Origin of the sequence: Bradyrhizobium sp. BLXBL-01 (genome assembly GCF_051853025.1) — a bacterium.
Classification (GTDB): Bacteria; Pseudomonadota; Alphaproteobacteria; order Rhizobiales; family Xanthobacteraceae; genus Bradyrhizobium.
The window spans coordinates 1438553-1452947 of sequence record NZ_CP182471.1; the positions used below are offsets into that span (position 1 = coordinate 1438553).

Here is a 14395-nt window from a genome sequence, read left to right on the forward strand (position 1 = left end):
GACAATTTTTGGGGCGAAAGCTGGTTCCTCCGGCCGTACCATGGACGCGGAACCCGTGCTCCGGGCGCGACGCAGCGTCCTTCATCCCCCTGTGCGAACTGCCTTTCCCGCAGCCAAATGCGCCGCCGGTAACCCCGCATTAACCATCGGCGGGCTCTGGTAAGGCCGGACAGGCGTGCCTGCCTGGGGTCAAGGCCCCTTAGTTTTGACATCTTGGCGGGGAATGCAGGCGGCCGGCTTTGGACTAGCCCTGCACCCCAGAAAGACAAGGCTTTGAGCGGGCTTGCCCGCCGCGCGGGTCCAGCGCGGCTGTTGGGGAACACCGGCCGAGATTTGCTGGCCGAAGGACATTAGGTAACGATCGCCTTGAGAGGATACTGCTTATGAATCCGGCCGAATTGGCTCAGTCAGCCCTTCCGGTTGCTGCCGCCGCCGACGTGTCGCTGATTGCGCTGTTCTGGCAGGCTCACTGGATCGTGAAGGCGGTGATGCTGGGGCTTCTGGCCTGCTCGGTCTGGGTCTGGGCGATCGCCATCGACAAGATCTTTCTTTACGCGCGCACCCGCCGCTCGATGGACCGTTTCGAGCAGGCGTTCTGGTCCGGCGAGTCGATCGAGGAGCTCTATCGCACGCTGTCGGCCAAGCCGACGCATTCCATGGCGGCCTGCTTCGTGGCGGCGATGCGCGAGTGGAAGCGCTCGTTCGAGAGCCATGCCCGCTCGGTCGCAGGGCTTCAGATGCGCATCGACAAGGTGATGAACGTCTCGATCGCGCGCGAGGTGGAGCGGCTGGAACGGCGCCTCTTGGTGCTCGCGACCGTCGGCTCCGCCGGCCCCTTCGTCGGCCTGTTCGGCACGGTCTGGGGCATCATGTCGAGCTTCCAGTCGATCGCGGCGTCGAAAAATACCTCTCTGGCGGTGGTCGCCCCCGGCATCGCCGAGGCGCTGTTTGCGACCGCCGTCGGCCTCATCGCCGCCATTCCTGCCACTATTTTCTACAATAAGTTCACCTCCGAGGTGAACCGGCAGGCCCAGCGGCTCGAGGGCTTTGCTGATGAATTTTCAGCCATCTTGTCCCGTCAGATCGACGAGCGGGGCTGAACGACGGCATGTATAGTGTGAAGGGCAATTTGGGCACGCGATCATGGCCATGAACGTTGCGAGTTCGTCCGGCGGCGGCGGGCGCCGCGGCCGGCGCAAGCCGGTCGTGGCCGAGATCAACGTCACGCCGATGGTCGACGTCATGCTGGTGCTGCTCATCATCTTCATGGTGTCGGCGCCGATGTTGACGGTCGGCGTGCCGCTCGACCTGCCCCAGACCAATGCCAAGAGCCTCGAAAACAACGACCAGAAGCCGATCCAGATGTCGGTCGACATCAAGGGCAAGGTGTTCATCAACGATACCGAGATTGCGCTGAACGAGCTGATCCCGAAGCTGAAGGCGATCACCGATGCGCGCGGCGGCCTCGAGGAGCGCATCTATCTGCGCGCCGACAAGAAGGCGGATTACGGCACCGTCGCCAAGGTGATGGGCCAGCTCTCGGGCGCCGGATTCAAGAAGCTGGCGCTCGTCACGGAAGCGGATCAGGGGTCTTGAGGCCGTGAAGGTGAACGTCGACAAGACACTCGTTGCGTCGATTGCCCTGCATGTCCTCGTGCTGGGATGGGGGCTCGTCACCTTCAGCAGCAAGGCCTACATCGCTCCGGAGGAGTCGCTTCCGGTCGACATCATCTCCACCGATCAGCTCGCCAAGATGATGGCGGGGCAGAAGACCGGCAAGAAGGAAGAGCCGAAGCCCAAGGTCGAGAAGATCGCCGAACCGAAGCCCGAGGAAGACGCCGTCGGCAAGGTCACCGAGAAAAAAGAGCTGATCAAGACCAACTCGCAGCCGGAGCCGCCGCCGAAGCCCGTCGAGAAGCCGGTCGAGAAGAAGCCGGAGCCGCCCAAGCCGGTGGCGGAAGCCAAGCCGAAGGAAGAGCCGAAGCCGCAGGACAAGAAGCCTGATCCGGCCAAGGAAGATCCGATCGCCGAGCTGCAGAAGAAGATGGAGACCAAGAAGCCGCCGCCGAAGCCCGTGGAGCAGAAGGTCGCCGCGGTGCAGCCGCAGCAGCAGCCCAAGCCCAAGGAGCGCACCTTCGATCCCGCGCAGATCCAGCGCGACCTCGACAAGCGCGCCGCGACCCGGCACGAGCTCGCCGGGTCGACGCTGAACGCGTCGGCATCGCTGGGGGCGGCGACCGGGACGGCCGCCAACAATGTCGCGACCTGGCGCGGTGCATTCCAGGGCGCCGTCAAGCGCTGCTTCACCCCCACCTATAACGGGCAGGATGCCGATCAGTACGAGGCTGACATCGACATTCCCATGAAGATCGACGGATCGCTCGCCTCCGAGCCGATCGTCGTCGCAGTGCGTGGACCGTCGCGGTCGATCGCACAGGCGGTGGCGGAGAGCGCCAAGCGTGCCATCGTGCAGTGCCAGGTCTATTCCTTCATGCCGAAGCAGCAGTACGAGAGCTGGAAGCTCATTCCGATGACTTTCGGCCTGAAAGATATGTTGTGACATCCGAACAAAAGAATTTTGCGATGAATGACGTGAGCTCGATGAACCGCCGCCGCTTCATGACCCTGACCGGATCGACGCTCGCGATGCTCGGGAGCGGACGCGCCTTCGCTCAAGGGCAGGAGGGGCGCCTGCGCATCGATCCCACGGCATTCCAGCCGATCCCGATCGCGATCACCAGCTTCCTGCCGGGCTCGCCGTCCGACGGCGACGTCGGCAACGGCGTCACGCAGGTCATCACCAACAATCTGAAGCGCTCGGGCCTGTTCGCGCCGATCGACCAGGCCGCCTTCATCGAGCGCATCAGCAACATGGACGTCGCGCCGCAATTCCAGAACTGGAAGACCCTCAACGCGCAGGCGCTCGTCACCGGCCGCATGACGCGGCAGCCGGACGGCCGTCTCAAGGCCGAATTCCGTCTGTGGGACGTCATCTCCGGCCAGCAGCTCGCCGGCCAGCAATATTTCACCTCGCCGGAATATTGGCGCCGCATCGCGCACATCATCTCCGACCAGATCTACGAGCGCATGACCGGCGAGAAGGGCTATTTCGACAGCCGCGTCGTGTTCGTGGACGAGACCGGGCCGAAGGAGCGCCGCGTCAAGCGGCTCGCGATCATGGACCAGGACGGCGCCAATGTGCGCTATCTGACCCGCGGCTCCGACCTCGTGCTGACGCCGCGCTTCTCGCCGAACTCGCAAGAGATCACCTACATGGAGTTCGGCCAGGGTGATCCGAAGGTCTATCTCTACAACATCGAGACCGGCCAGCGCGAGATCGTCGGCAATTTCCCCGGCATGACCTTTGCGCCGCGCTTCTCGCCGGACGGCCAGCGCGTCATCATGAGCCTGCAGCAGGGCGGCAATTCCAACCTGTTCGTGATGGATCTGCGCTCGCGCTCGACCACGCGTCTCACCGACACGCCGGCGATCGACACCTCGCCGTCCTATTCGCCCGATGGCAGCCGGATCTGCTTCGAGTCCGATCGTGGCGGCAGGTCGCAGATCTACGTGATGAGTGCGGGTGGCGGACAGGCGCAGCGCATCTCCTTCTCCAAGGACGACACCAACGCCAGCTACTCCACCCCGGTGTGGTCGCCGAAGGGCGATTACATCGCCTTCACCCGGCAGGGCGGCGGTCAGTTCGCGATCGGCGTCATGAAGCCCGACGGCTCGGGCGAGCGGCTGCTCACCTCCGGCTTCCACAATGAAGGCCCGACCTTCTCGCCGAACGGCCGCGTGCTGATGTTCTTCCGCGATCCCGGCGGCAACGGCGGGCCGTCGCTGTACTCGGTCGACATCTCCGGCCGCAACGAATTGAAGGTGCCGACGCCGGGCTTCGCCTCGGACCCGGCATGGTCGCCGCTCTTGTCCTCGACCTCGGGCTGACGACATCTGAAACATCGCGCGTTCAGACGCGCGATGTTTTCGAAAAAACGCGCCGATTTTTCCGCGTTCTCTACGAAGGGCAACACTTCCTTCACCTTGGGCCCCGGCGAGAGTTTCCTACCTGCCTGATATATCAGGCGAAAGCCATTTCGTCGTTGCCGAAAACAACTCGACTTTAACGATGTTCCCTCAGAAAGGCTTCACCTGAAGTGGGTAAAAGTACGCGGCAAACAGGACGCGCGTACAAACACCAATGCAGTTCGCAAGCCAGAGCAGAGAGCCGGACCAGGCCTCGCCGACGATCTCGGCGGCGCTGACCGATTCGCTGTTCGAAGCTCCCGGCACGGTGCTTACCGGCATTGTGTTCTCGGCGTTCTCGGCCTCGCTGACGGCGCTCAAGACCGGACAGGTGCTGCTCTGGGGCTTTGTTCCGCTTCTCATTCTTGCGGGAGCTATACGCGCTTTCGATCTCAGTCGATACCAGGCCCAAAAATCGGTTCTGAGCGCCGAACAAGCGGCGCGTTGGCAGAAGCGCTACCAGATTGGAGCGCTCATTCAGGCGGCCGTCATCGGTCTCTGGTGTTCCACGACGCTGTTGAGCAATGAAGATGCCGTCGCCCACATGATTGCGCTCTCGGTCACCACCGGAATCGTGGCGGGAGGGGCCGGGAGAGCTTATGGACGGCAGTGGATATTTCGTCTGCAAGCCACTCTGATCTTCGGACCGGCCGTGATCGCGCTGGCGCTGCACCGCACGCCCTATTACGTCGCGATGTCCGTCGTCTGCGCCGCGTTCCTCCTTTCGGTCATGCGGCTGTCCGGCAATCTGCACAAGATATTCTTGCGCGCGGTTGTCGCACGCGAACGCGAGGCTGCGCTCGCCGGCCAGTTCGACACGGCGCTCAACAACATGCCGCACGGGCTCTGCATGTTTCGCATCGACGGCCAGCTCGCGGTGATGAACCACCGCTTTGCCGCCATGATGAAACTGCCCGGCAATCTCACCCAGAGCAGCATGACAGCGCGCGACATCGTCGCCGCATGTGTCGAGGGGGGATCGATTTCGGCCGCGAGCGGCGCTGCGATCATTGCCGATATCGAAAACGCGCATGCGAAAGAGATCATCACCGCCGACCCCGATTCACAAAGGAACCGTTCGCTGTCATGGACCGTCCAGCCGATGGCTGACGGCGGTGCGGTGGTGCTGCTCGAGGACATTACGGAGCGGCGCACGGCGGAGGCCAGGATCAGCCATCTGGCCCGCTTCGACGATCTCACGGCGCTGCCGAACCGCGTCAGCTTCCGCGACGAGATCGAGCGACTGCTGGCGAGCACGCATCATGCCGAGCGGCTCTCCGCACTGCTGTTCATAGATCTGGACCAGTTCAAGCAGGTCAACGACACGCTCGGCCATCCCTGCGGCGACCAGCTCCTGTGTGCGGTGGCCAACCGCCTGCGCGAGATGCTGCGGCCCGAAGATTTCGTCGCCCGCTTCGGCGGCGACGAGTTCGTCGTGTTCCAGCAGAACCTCGCTTCGCCGGAGGACGCGGCGGCGCTCGCCCGCCGCATCGTAGAGCGGCTGAGCGAGCGCTATCGCATCGACAATCACCTGGTCGAGATCGGCGCCAGTGTCGGCATCGCGCTGACCTCGCCGGATGGCACCAGCGCCGACACGCTGCTCAAGAATGCCGACATGGCGCTGTACCGTGCCAAGGCCGACGGTCGCGGCACCTTCTGCTTCTTCCGCGACGAGATGGCGGCGACCGTCGAGGCCCGCCGCATCCTCGAGCTCGACCTGCGCAAGGCGCTCGCCAACGAGGAGTTCGAGCTGTTCTATCAGCCGCTGGTCAATCTGAAGTCCGGCAAGATCACCACCTGCGAAGCGCTGCTGCGCTGGAATCACCCGGTGCGCGGCACGGTGTCGCCGATCGACATCATCCCGGTCGCGGAGGACATGGGCCTGATCGTCGATCTCGGCCGCTGGATCCTGCGCCGCGCCTGCGTGGAATGCATGAAGTGGCCGGAAGGCGTCAGCGTCGCCGTCAACTTCTCGCCGCAGCAATTCCACCAGCGCGACGTCCTGAGTGAAATCCGCTATGCCCTCGAAGTGTCGGGCCTGCCGGCGCATCGGCTCGAGATCGAGATCACCGAGTCCTCGCTGTTGCGCAACACCCAGCTGACGCACGACATCCTGTCGCAATTGCACGCGCTCGGCGTGCGCATCTCGCTGGACGATTTCGGCACCGGCTATTCCAGCCTCAGCTATTTGCACAACTTCCCCATGCAGAAGGTGAAGATCGACCGCTCCTTCCTGGAAGGCATCGACTCGGACCGTCCGCTGACGCTGCTGCGGGGGGTGGCGCGGCTATCCGCCGACCTCGGTATGTCGGTGGTGGTGGAAGGAATTGAATCCAACGAGCAACTCGAGCTCATCAACGCCGACGGGACAGTGACCGAAGCTCAGGGATACCTGTTCAGCCGGCCAGTCCCTGCCGTGCGCATTCGTCAGCTGCTCAATGCCTCCTACGGCGTTCGCGGCGGCAACGATCAGTCCCTCGCGGCTTCGGCGCGATCGATCGCCTGACCTCCCTTCCGACTTCACAAAGGCTCTTCTTGTCGGTGTTTTTACGGGGCGCAAAAGGTTAACCCTAACGTTTCTAACGCTTTGCAATTTCTTTAAGGAACTATTAACTTGTGCTCACTCGCAGAAGTTGCTTGCAGCGTAGGGGTTATCGATGAAGTCCGGGGCCGAACCGCAAACGGCGCTTGTTCCACGCGGAGCCGCGCTGTTTGAGCGTGTGGATTATCGGCTCATCGAAACGGAAGAGGACAAGGATCGCCTCCATCGGATGCGTTACCATGCCTATTTGCACGCCGGGCTGATTCCGCCGTCGGAATCCCAGCGGGTGACCGACCGTTTCGACGACGCGCCCAACGTCTGGAATTTCGGAGTCTACGTCGACAACGAACTCTGCAGTGCCGTCCGCATCCACGTTCTGACATTCGAATGGCGGATGTCCTACACGACAGAGGTGTTCGGTGACGTGCTGCATCCGCGCCTGGACCGGGGCGAGGTCTTCATCGACCCCTGTCGATTCGTCGCTGATCCGGAAATGCAGCAACGGTTCCCCGAACTGCCTTATCTGACGGTGCGGCTTCCCTTCGTCGCCTGCGAGCACTTCAACGCCGATGTCGGACTCTCGATGGTGCGCACCGATCATCAGGCGTTCTACCGCCGCGTGTTCCTGTCCGAGACTCTCACCGAGCCGCGTTCGTTTCCGGGCTGGCCGACCAAGAAAGCCGTCCTGATGGCTTCGGACTATCCTAGAGTCCGGGAAAAGATCCTCACGCGTTTTCCCATCATGCGATCCAGTGCGTTCGAGCGGCGGATGCTGTTCGAACGTAGCACCCCCCGGATCGCCCCATCGCGGCCGGTTCTCGTTGCCGGCGCGGCTGCGCCGGCCTGAACTCTTCAGTCCGTGAGCGGCTTCAGCCGCTCGGCCGCCGGGGTCGATCCTGGCGGAACGGTGTTTTGATCATCGACCGGCTTGCCTTCACCCTCGCGCCACATTTACAACCCATTAACCATGGCGTTTGCTTTTCGCTGGTTGGGGGCATTTGACCGGCTGTGGCAAGGTTCCGTCAAGGTTGACGGAACGTTCGCTTAACCAACCCCCTGTAGACCGGACAGCAGTGGACTAACGTGAGCGTGGAGGCTCCGGAATGAAACATCCTATGCGTATCCTCCAGGGATTGAAGCTGGCCGCGGTGCTCGCCGTCGCGCTGTCGATGGGCGCCTGCGCCAACAAGAATGCCGCGACGGATGCGATGGCCAATGCGGCGACGCCGGGCAGCCAGCAGGACTTCGTCGTCAATGTCGGCGACCGCGTGTTCTTCGAAAGCGACCAGACCGATCTGACCCCGCAGGCGATCGTGACCCTGGAGAAGCAGGCGCAGTGGCTCCAGACCTATCCGCGCTACTCCTTCACCATCGAAGGTCATGCCGACGAGCGCGGCACCCGCGAATACAACATCGCGCTCGGCGCCCGGCGTGCCCAGTCGGTGCGTTCGTTCCTCGCCTCGCGCGGCATCGACCCGAACCGCATGCGCACGATCTCCTACGGCAAGGAGCGGCCGGTCGCCGTCTGTAACGACATCTCCTGCTGGTCGCAGAACCGCCGCGCGGTCACTGTCTTGAACGCGAGCTCCTGACGATCAGTCAGGTCCCCGGCGGTCAGTCAGGTGCCGTTCAGCTTTGGAATTGGATGATGCCGGCGCCCTCTCGGGCGCCGGTTTCGTTTCAGCATTCTGTGACTGAAAACCCCTTGGTATCAGTCACATTTTTGGCGTACTCCACTTCAATGTGTGGCGCGTCGAGGGTTCCGTCGCAGGCCATTTCGCTTTCGTCGTCAGGGCAAGATGTCATCCAGATTTAAGGTCTTTACCGGCACCGTGGCGACCGCCGCGCTGCTCTCCTTGTGCTCGCCCGCACTTGCGCAATCGGGCTACGGGCAGTCGGAAGATGCCGACCCGGAGATGCGGATCGAGCGGCTGGAGAACCGGCTGCGCCAGCTCACCGGCCAGAACGAGGAGCTGCAATATCGCAACCGCCAGCTCGAAGAGCGGCTGCGGGCGCTCGAGGGCGGCGCGCAAGCCGCGCCCGGGCAGGCACCCAACGTCGCGGCGATGCCGCCCGCACAGATCGCACCGAGCCAGATTGCACCAGGTCAGGCCGCGCCCGGCTACCGCCAGCCGTCGCAACAGCAGGCCGCTCAGCCTGCTTACGAGCAGCCGCAGATCGCCGCGCCCGCGCCGATCGTTCAGGAGCAGCCGGCGCCCGGCGGACCCGGCACGCGCCGCCGCGGCGATGCCTTCGACCCCAACCAGAACCCGAACGCGCCCGGTGCGCCGCGCGCACTCGGCGGCGGGCAGCAGCCGATGCCGGCGGTCACGCCCGGCGGCGGCCGCAATGCCGGCGAGCCGCTCGATCTCGCCAACACCAGCCCCCGCTACCAGCAAGGTGTGCCGCCGGCCGCGCAGCCCGGCTATCCGCCGGCGCAATCGGGTTATCCCGCACCGGCCGGGGGCGCTGCCTTGGCCACCCTGCCGCCCTCGGCGACGCCTCGCGACGAGTTCGACCTCGGCATCGGCTACATGCAGCGCAAGGACTACGCGCTGGCCGAGCAGACCATGAAGAACTTCACGCAGAAATATCCGAGTGACCCGCTGCTTGGTGACGCGCAATATTGGCTCGGCGAGAGCTATTTCCAGCGCCAGCAATATCGCGATTCCGCGGAAGCCTTCCTCGCCGTCACCACCAAATACGAGAAATCGGCCAAGGCGCCGGATGCGCTGCTGCGGCTCGGCCAGTCGCTCGCCGCGCTGAAGGAGAAGGAGGCCGCCTGCGCCGCCTTCGGCGAGATCGGCCGCAAATATCCGCGCGCCTCGGCGAGCGTCAAAGCCACCGTCGATCGCGAGCAGAAGCGGGTGAAGTGCTGATCCGCTGACAAAACCGATGGCGTTGCGCTAAACACTCGGTCCATCCGCGGACGATTGCAGCGTCATGTCAGACGACGACAATTCACCGATCTCGGCGCGCGAGGCGAGGCGGCTCTTCGCGGGCCTGAAAGATGCGCCGGCGCTGGTGCTCGCGGTCTCCGGCGGGCCCGATTCGGTTGCGCTGATGTGGCTTGCGGCCCGCTGGCAGCGCAGCCTCGCGCGAGCCCCGCAAATCACGGTCGTGACGATTGATCACGGCCTGCGCCCGGAAGCCGCCCGCGAGGCGCGCGAGGTCAAGCGGCTCGCCGCCGCGCTCGGATTGCCGCACCGGACTCTGCGCTGGCACGGTGAAAAGCCGAAGACGGGGTTGCCTGCCGCTGCGCGCGAGGCCCGCTACCGTCTGCTTGCAAAGGCCGCGCGTGCCGCCGGCGCGAGCCATGTCCTGACGGCCCACACCCGTGACGATCAGGCCGAGACCCTGTTGATGCGCCTGTTCCGCGGCAGCGGACTTGCCGGGCTCTCGGCCATGGCTCCTTTCACCGCGCGCGAGGGAATCGTGCTGGCGCGTCCGTTGCTCGATGTCCCCAAATCGCAGCTGATCGCGACCTTGCGGCGGGCGAGGATCGGCTTTGCCGAGGACCCCACCAACCGGGACGCCGCCTTCACCCGGCCGCGGCTGCGCGCGCTGCTGCCGCTTCTCGCAGCCGAGGGCGGCGATGCCAGAAATCTGGCGCGGCTCGCGGCAAGGCTGGCGCGGGCCAACGCGGCGATCGAGGTGCTCGCCGACGGCGCCGAGCGCTTCCTCCGCGTGCGGGATCGCGGCGATGCGCCGCAGGTGGGCGTCCGAAGCTTCGAGGCCTCGGCTTTTGCCGCCTTGCCGGAGGAGGTGCGGCTGCGGCTGCTGCTGCGGGCCATCAACGCGCTCGGTCATGAAGGGCCGGCGGAACTCGGCAAGGTCGAAACCCTGATGTCCGTGCTTGATCGGGCGGCCGCCAGCCCCCGTGCAGCCGCAAATGGCCGGCCGGTCCTGAAGCAAACCCTTGCGGGAGCCTTGATCAGCCTTGCCGGCGGGCGTATCCAGATCGCGCCGGCGCCGGCCCGGCGGCGCAAGGGCAAATGAGCGCGACAGAGAAGCGGATTATGACACCGGTCAATTCGCGTCCGTGCCCGTCAGGCCGCCTTAACCAGGCAGGAAAAACCCCGGTTTGGGCGCCATTATTTCAGCGGGAATCGCGGTAAGATGGGATAAATAGTCCCATCTCGTTCCCTTGGCAGCGACCGGGGCGGCACCTAAATTGTATGCGTCCAACGATGAGGATTCCTTGGGATTTCCTCGCATTGACGGAAGTAACGACCCAAGGATCAGGGCCGCGATCCGCGCGACCACGAAGGAAGATCGATGAACGCCAATCTGCGCAATTTCGCCCTCTGGGTCATCATTGTTTTGCTGCTGTTGGCGTTGTTCACGCTCTTCCAGAATCCGGGTCAGCGGGCTTCCTCGCAGGACATCGCCTTCTCGCAGCTGCTGAGCGAGGTTGACCGCGGCAATGTGCGCGACGTCGTGATCCAGGGGCCGGATATTCACGGCACCTTCACCAACGGTTCCAGCTTCCAGACCTACGCGCCGAACGACCCGACGCTGGTGAAGCGCCTCTATGACAGCAAGGTGCAGATCACCGCGAAGCCGCCCGGCGACAACGTGCCGTGGTTCGTCTCGCTGCTGGTCTCCTGGCTGCCCTTCATCGCGCTGATCGGCGTCTGGATCTTCCTGTCGCGGCAGATGCAGGGCGGCGCCGGCAAGGCGATGGGCTTCGGCAAGTCGCGAGCGAAGATGCTGACGGAGGCCCATGGCCGCGTCACCTTCGAGGACGTCGCCGGCGTGGATGAGGCCAAGCAGGACCTGCAGGAGATCGTCGAATTCCTGCGCGACCCCGGCAAATTCCAGCGCCTCGGCGGCCGCATTCCGCGCGGCGTGCTGCTGGTCGGCCCTCCCGGCACCGGTAAGACCCTGATCGCGCGTGCGGTCGCGGGCGAAGCCAACGTGCCGTTCTTCACCATCTCCGGTTCTGACTTCGTCGAGATGTTCGTCGGCGTCGGCGCCAGCCGCGTCCGCGACATGTTCGAACAGGCCAAGAAGAACGCGCCCTGCATCATCTTCATCGACGAAATCGACGCCGTCGGTCGTCACCGTGGCGCCGGCCTGGGCGGCGGCAATGACGAGCGCGAGCAGACGCTGAACCAGCTGCTGGTCGAGATGGACGGCTTCGAGGCCAACGAGGGCGTGATCCTGATCGCCGCGACCAACCGTCCCGACGTGCTCGATCCCGCGCTGCTGCGTCCGGGCCGCTTCGACCGTCAGGTCGTGGTGCCGAACCCCGACGTCGTCGGCCGCGAGCAGATCCTGAAGGTGCATGTTCGTAAAGTTCCGCTGGCGCCCGATATCAATCTCAAGACCATCGCGCGCGGCACCCCGGGCTTCTCCGGCGCCGACCTGATGAACCTCGTCAACGAGGCCGCTTTGACCGCCGCCCGCCGCAACAAGCGGATGGTGACACAGGCCGAGTTCGAGGAGGCCAAGGACAAGGTGATGATGGGCGCCGAGCGCAAGTCGCTCGTCATGACCGAGGAAGAGAAGCTGCTGACGGCCTATCACGAGGGCGGCCACGCCATCGTCGGCCTCAACGTGCCCGCGACCGATCCGATCCACAAGGCGACGATCATCCCGCGCGGCCGTGCCCTCGGCATGGTCATGCAGCTGCCCGAGCGCGACAAGCTGTCGATGTCGCTGGAGCAGATGACCTCGCGCCTCGCCATCATGATGGGCGGCCGCGTCGCCGAAGAGTTGATCTTCGGCCGCGAGAAGGTGACCTCGGGCGCGGCCTCCGACATCGAGCAGGCCACGCGCCTCGCCCGCATGATGGTGACGCGCTGGGGCCTGTCGGAAGAGCTCGGCACCGTCTCCTATGGCGAGAATCAGGACGAGGTCTTCCTCGGCATGTCGGTGTCGCGCACGCAGAACGCCTCCGAAGCCACCGTTCAGAAGATCGATTCCGAGATCAAGCGCCTGGTCGAGGAAGGCTATAAGGAAGCGACCCGCATCCTCACCGAGAAGCGCGCCGATCTCGAGACGCTGGCCAAGGGCCTGCTCGAGTTCGAGACGCTGACCGGCGATGAGATCGTCGACCTGCTCAAGGGCAAGAAGCCGAACCGCGAGTCCGTGCTCGAGCCGACCACCCCGCGCGCCTCCGCCGTGCCCCCGGCCGGCAAGCCGCGCCCGCGTCCCGATCCGGATCCCGGCCTCGAGCCGCAGCCGCAGGCGTAAACCCAGGCGGCAACTGAGATTGAAAAACGCGGCGGCAACGCCGCGTTTTTTTGTTGGCTGGCCCCCGGGGCGCAAGCCAGCGCGCGCGGCCTGAAGCGGGCGGCAGAAGCGCACTGCGCTCCGGGGCAAATGCGCGAAACCCTAAAGAAGAACTTAACGCTTGCGGCCTATCTTGGCCCGCCATGACTGATCAGGTCGTCCACAGCGCGGTTCAACCGTTTTCGGCACGTGCAGCGCTCCCTTGGGCGGTGGGGCTGTTGCTCTATGCCGTGCTGCTGGCCATCGGGCCGCGTCTGCTCGGGGATCCCGACAGCTATTCCCACATCGAGGTCGGACGCTGGATCATCGCGCATGGCACCCTGCCGACGAGCGACCCGTTTTCATTTTCGAAGCACGGCGCGCCCTGGATCACCTTCGAATGGTTGTCCGAGGTCATCTATGCCGCCGTCTACGCGCCGGCCGGCTGGCCGGGCGTCGTCGCCATCGCCGCCGCGGCGATAGCACTCGCCTTTGGCCTGCTCACGTTCTTCCTGCTGCGCGAGCTTTCGCCGGCCCTGACCATGCTGATGGTGATCGCGGCCATCGTTCTGCTGGCGCCGCACATGCTGGCGCGGCCCCATGTCCTCGTGCTGCCGCTGATGGTGACCTGGGCGGCTGCGCTGGTTCGCTGCATGGACCGCAGCATGCCTCCGCCCTATTGGGCCCTGCCGCTGCTGGTGCTGTGGACCAACCTGCATGGCAGCGTGGTGCTGGCGCTCGGGCTGATCGGCCCGGCGGTGCTCGAGGCGCTGCTGCGCGAGCAGCGAAGCGAATGGCCGCGCGTGCTGCTGCGATGGCTGCCGTTCTCGGTGCTTGCCCTGGCGGCGTCCTGCCTGACGCCGCACGGCCCGGAACCGCTGCTGATGCCGCTGACCACGCTCGGCCTCGGCTCCGCGCTCGCCTGGATCGCGGAATGGCGGCCGCAGGATTTCAGCCATGTCGGCGGCTTCGAGCTGCTGCTGCTGGGGAGCATCTTCGCGCTCTCGCGCGGCGTGACGCTGCCGGTGGTGCGGACCATGGTGGTGATCGGCTTGCTGCATTTCGCGCTGGCGCAGATGCGCAATGCGGATCTGCTGGCCATGCTGGCGCCGCTCTATCTGGCGGCCCCGCTGGGCCGCACCTTCGGGGGGCCGAGCGAGAGCGAGACCGACGGCTCCGCGCGCGGCTTGAATCTGGCCGCATTCGGCGTCTTGGCCGCGATCAGCGGCCTGGCTTTGGCGCGCGACATCCGGCCCGCGCCGATTATCACCCCCGAGGCCGCCATCGCCCGAGCCGGCCTCGCCAAGGCGGAGCGCGTGCTCAACGATTATTCCTTCGGCGGCTACTTGATCTATGCCGGCATTCCCACCTTCATCGACGGCCGCGGCGAGCTCTACGGCGGGCCGTTCATCGACCGCTACAACCGTGCGCTGGCGCTGGTCGACCTCGGAGATCTGCTCAAGCTGCTCGACGAGTACAAGATCGGCGCGACGCTGCTTGCGCCTGGCACACCGGCCGTCGCGTTGCTCGACCGGCTGCCCGAATGGCAGCGCGTCTACGGCGACGATGTGGCGGTCGTGCACAAGCGGCGGGCGACGCCGCAATAAT

At 65.0% G+C, this 14395-nt stretch carries 11 protein-coding genes; all 11 read left to right on the top strand.

Going from position 1 to position 14395, the window contains the following annotated elements; translation table 11 throughout:
- Positions 1-383: 383 nt before the first annotated feature.
- The 11 genes from tolQ to ACNJYA_RS06820 all read left to right on the top strand — a co-directional run bounded on the left by tolQ (position 384) and on the right by ACNJYA_RS06820 (position 14394).
- Positions 384-1100 (top strand): protein TolQ, encoded by a 717-nt coding sequence (tolQ, locus tag ACNJYA_RS06770; RefSeq protein WP_212254256.1) that lies wholly within the window; start codon positions 384-386, stop codon positions 1098-1100.
- A 43-nt stretch (positions 1101-1143) separates the two neighbouring features.
- A complete protein-coding gene (gene tolR / locus ACNJYA_RS06775) occupies positions 1144-1596 on the top strand; it encodes a protein TolR (protein WP_172784781.1) in 453 nt (150 codons plus the stop codon).
- Between the two features lie 4 nt (positions 1597-1600).
- Positions 1601-2560: a protein TolA gene (locus ACNJYA_RS06780; RefSeq protein ID WP_172784780.1), complete on the top strand. Its 960-nt coding sequence runs from the start codon at positions 1601-1603 to the stop codon at positions 2558-2560.
- A gap of 41 nt (positions 2561-2601) precedes the next feature.
- On the top strand, positions 2602-3948 hold the full coding sequence (gene tolB / locus ACNJYA_RS06785) for a Tol-Pal system beta propeller repeat protein TolB (protein WP_172785222.1): 1347 nt from the start codon (positions 2602-2604) through the stop codon (positions 3946-3948).
- A gap of 253 nt (positions 3949-4201) precedes the next feature.
- A complete protein-coding gene (locus ACNJYA_RS06790) occupies positions 4202-6532 on the top strand; it encodes a putative bifunctional diguanylate cyclase/phosphodiesterase (protein ID WP_212254257.1) in 2331 nt (776 codons plus the stop codon).
- Between the two features lie 151 nt (positions 6533-6683).
- A complete protein-coding gene (locus tag ACNJYA_RS06795; RefSeq protein WP_172784778.1) occupies positions 6684-7415 on the top strand; it encodes an N-acyl amino acid synthase FeeM domain-containing protein in 732 nt (243 codons plus the stop codon).
- 256 nt (positions 7416-7671) lie between these two features.
- Positions 7672-8160 (top strand): peptidoglycan-associated lipoprotein Pal, encoded by a 489-nt coding sequence (pal, locus tag ACNJYA_RS06800; RefSeq protein ID WP_018641585.1) that lies wholly within the window; start codon positions 7672-7674, stop codon positions 8158-8160.
- Between the two features lie 207 nt (positions 8161-8367).
- Positions 8368-9447 carry a tol-pal system protein YbgF gene (gene ybgF / locus ACNJYA_RS06805; RefSeq protein WP_439402272.1) on the top strand — a complete coding sequence of 360 codons (1080 nt, stop codon included), beginning with the start codon at positions 8368-8370 and terminating at the stop codon, positions 9445-9447.
- 64 nt (positions 9448-9511) lie between these two features.
- Positions 9512-10567 carry a tRNA lysidine(34) synthetase TilS gene (tilS, locus tag ACNJYA_RS06810; protein ID WP_439402273.1) on the top strand — a complete coding sequence of 352 codons (1056 nt, stop codon included), beginning with the start codon at positions 9512-9514 and terminating at the stop codon, positions 10565-10567.
- Between the two features lie 279 nt (positions 10568-10846).
- Positions 10847-12769, top strand: coding sequence for an ATP-dependent zinc metalloprotease FtsH (gene ftsH, locus ACNJYA_RS06815; protein WP_035998585.1), 1923 nt, complete (start codon positions 10847-10849; stop codon positions 12767-12769).
- 182 nt (positions 12770-12951) lie between these two features.
- Entirely contained in the window at positions 12952-14394 is a 1443-nt protein-coding gene (locus ACNJYA_RS06820; RefSeq protein ID WP_439402274.1) for a hypothetical protein, read from the top strand.
- Position 14395 lies beyond the last annotated feature (1 nt).

Excerpts from the sequence above, each read along its gene's own strand:
- tolR (WP_172784781.1), top strand. The coding sequence starts at position 1,144 with ATGGCCATGAACGTTGCGAGTTCGTCCGGCGGCGGCGGGCGCCGCGGC.
- tolQ (WP_212254256.1), top strand. The coding sequence starts at position 384 with ATGAATCCGGCCGAATTGGCTCAGTCAGCCCTTCCGGTTGCTGCCGCC.
- ybgF (WP_439402272.1), top strand. The coding sequence starts at position 8,368 with ATGTCATCCAGATTTAAGGTCTTTACCGGCACCGTGGCGACCGCCGCG.
- ACNJYA_RS06820 (WP_439402274.1), top strand. The coding sequence starts at position 12,952 with ATGACTGATCAGGTCGTCCACAGCGCGGTTCAACCGTTTTCGGCACGT.
- ACNJYA_RS06790 (WP_212254257.1), top strand. The coding sequence starts at position 4,202 with ATGCAGTTCGCAAGCCAGAGCAGAGAGCCGGACCAGGCCTCGCCGACG.
- ACNJYA_RS06795 (WP_172784778.1), top strand. The coding sequence starts at position 6,684 with ATGAAGTCCGGGGCCGAACCGCAAACGGCGCTTGTTCCACGCGGAGCC.
- pal (WP_018641585.1), top strand. The coding sequence starts at position 7,672 with ATGAAACATCCTATGCGTATCCTCCAGGGATTGAAGCTGGCCGCGGTG.
- ftsH (WP_035998585.1), top strand. The coding sequence starts at position 10,847 with ATGAACGCCAATCTGCGCAATTTCGCCCTCTGGGTCATCATTGTTTTG.
- tilS (WP_439402273.1), top strand. The coding sequence starts at position 9,512 with ATGTCAGACGACGACAATTCACCGATCTCGGCGCGCGAGGCGAGGCGG.
- tolB (WP_172785222.1), top strand. The coding sequence starts at position 2,602 with ATGAACCGCCGCCGCTTCATGACCCTGACCGGATCGACGCTCGCGATG.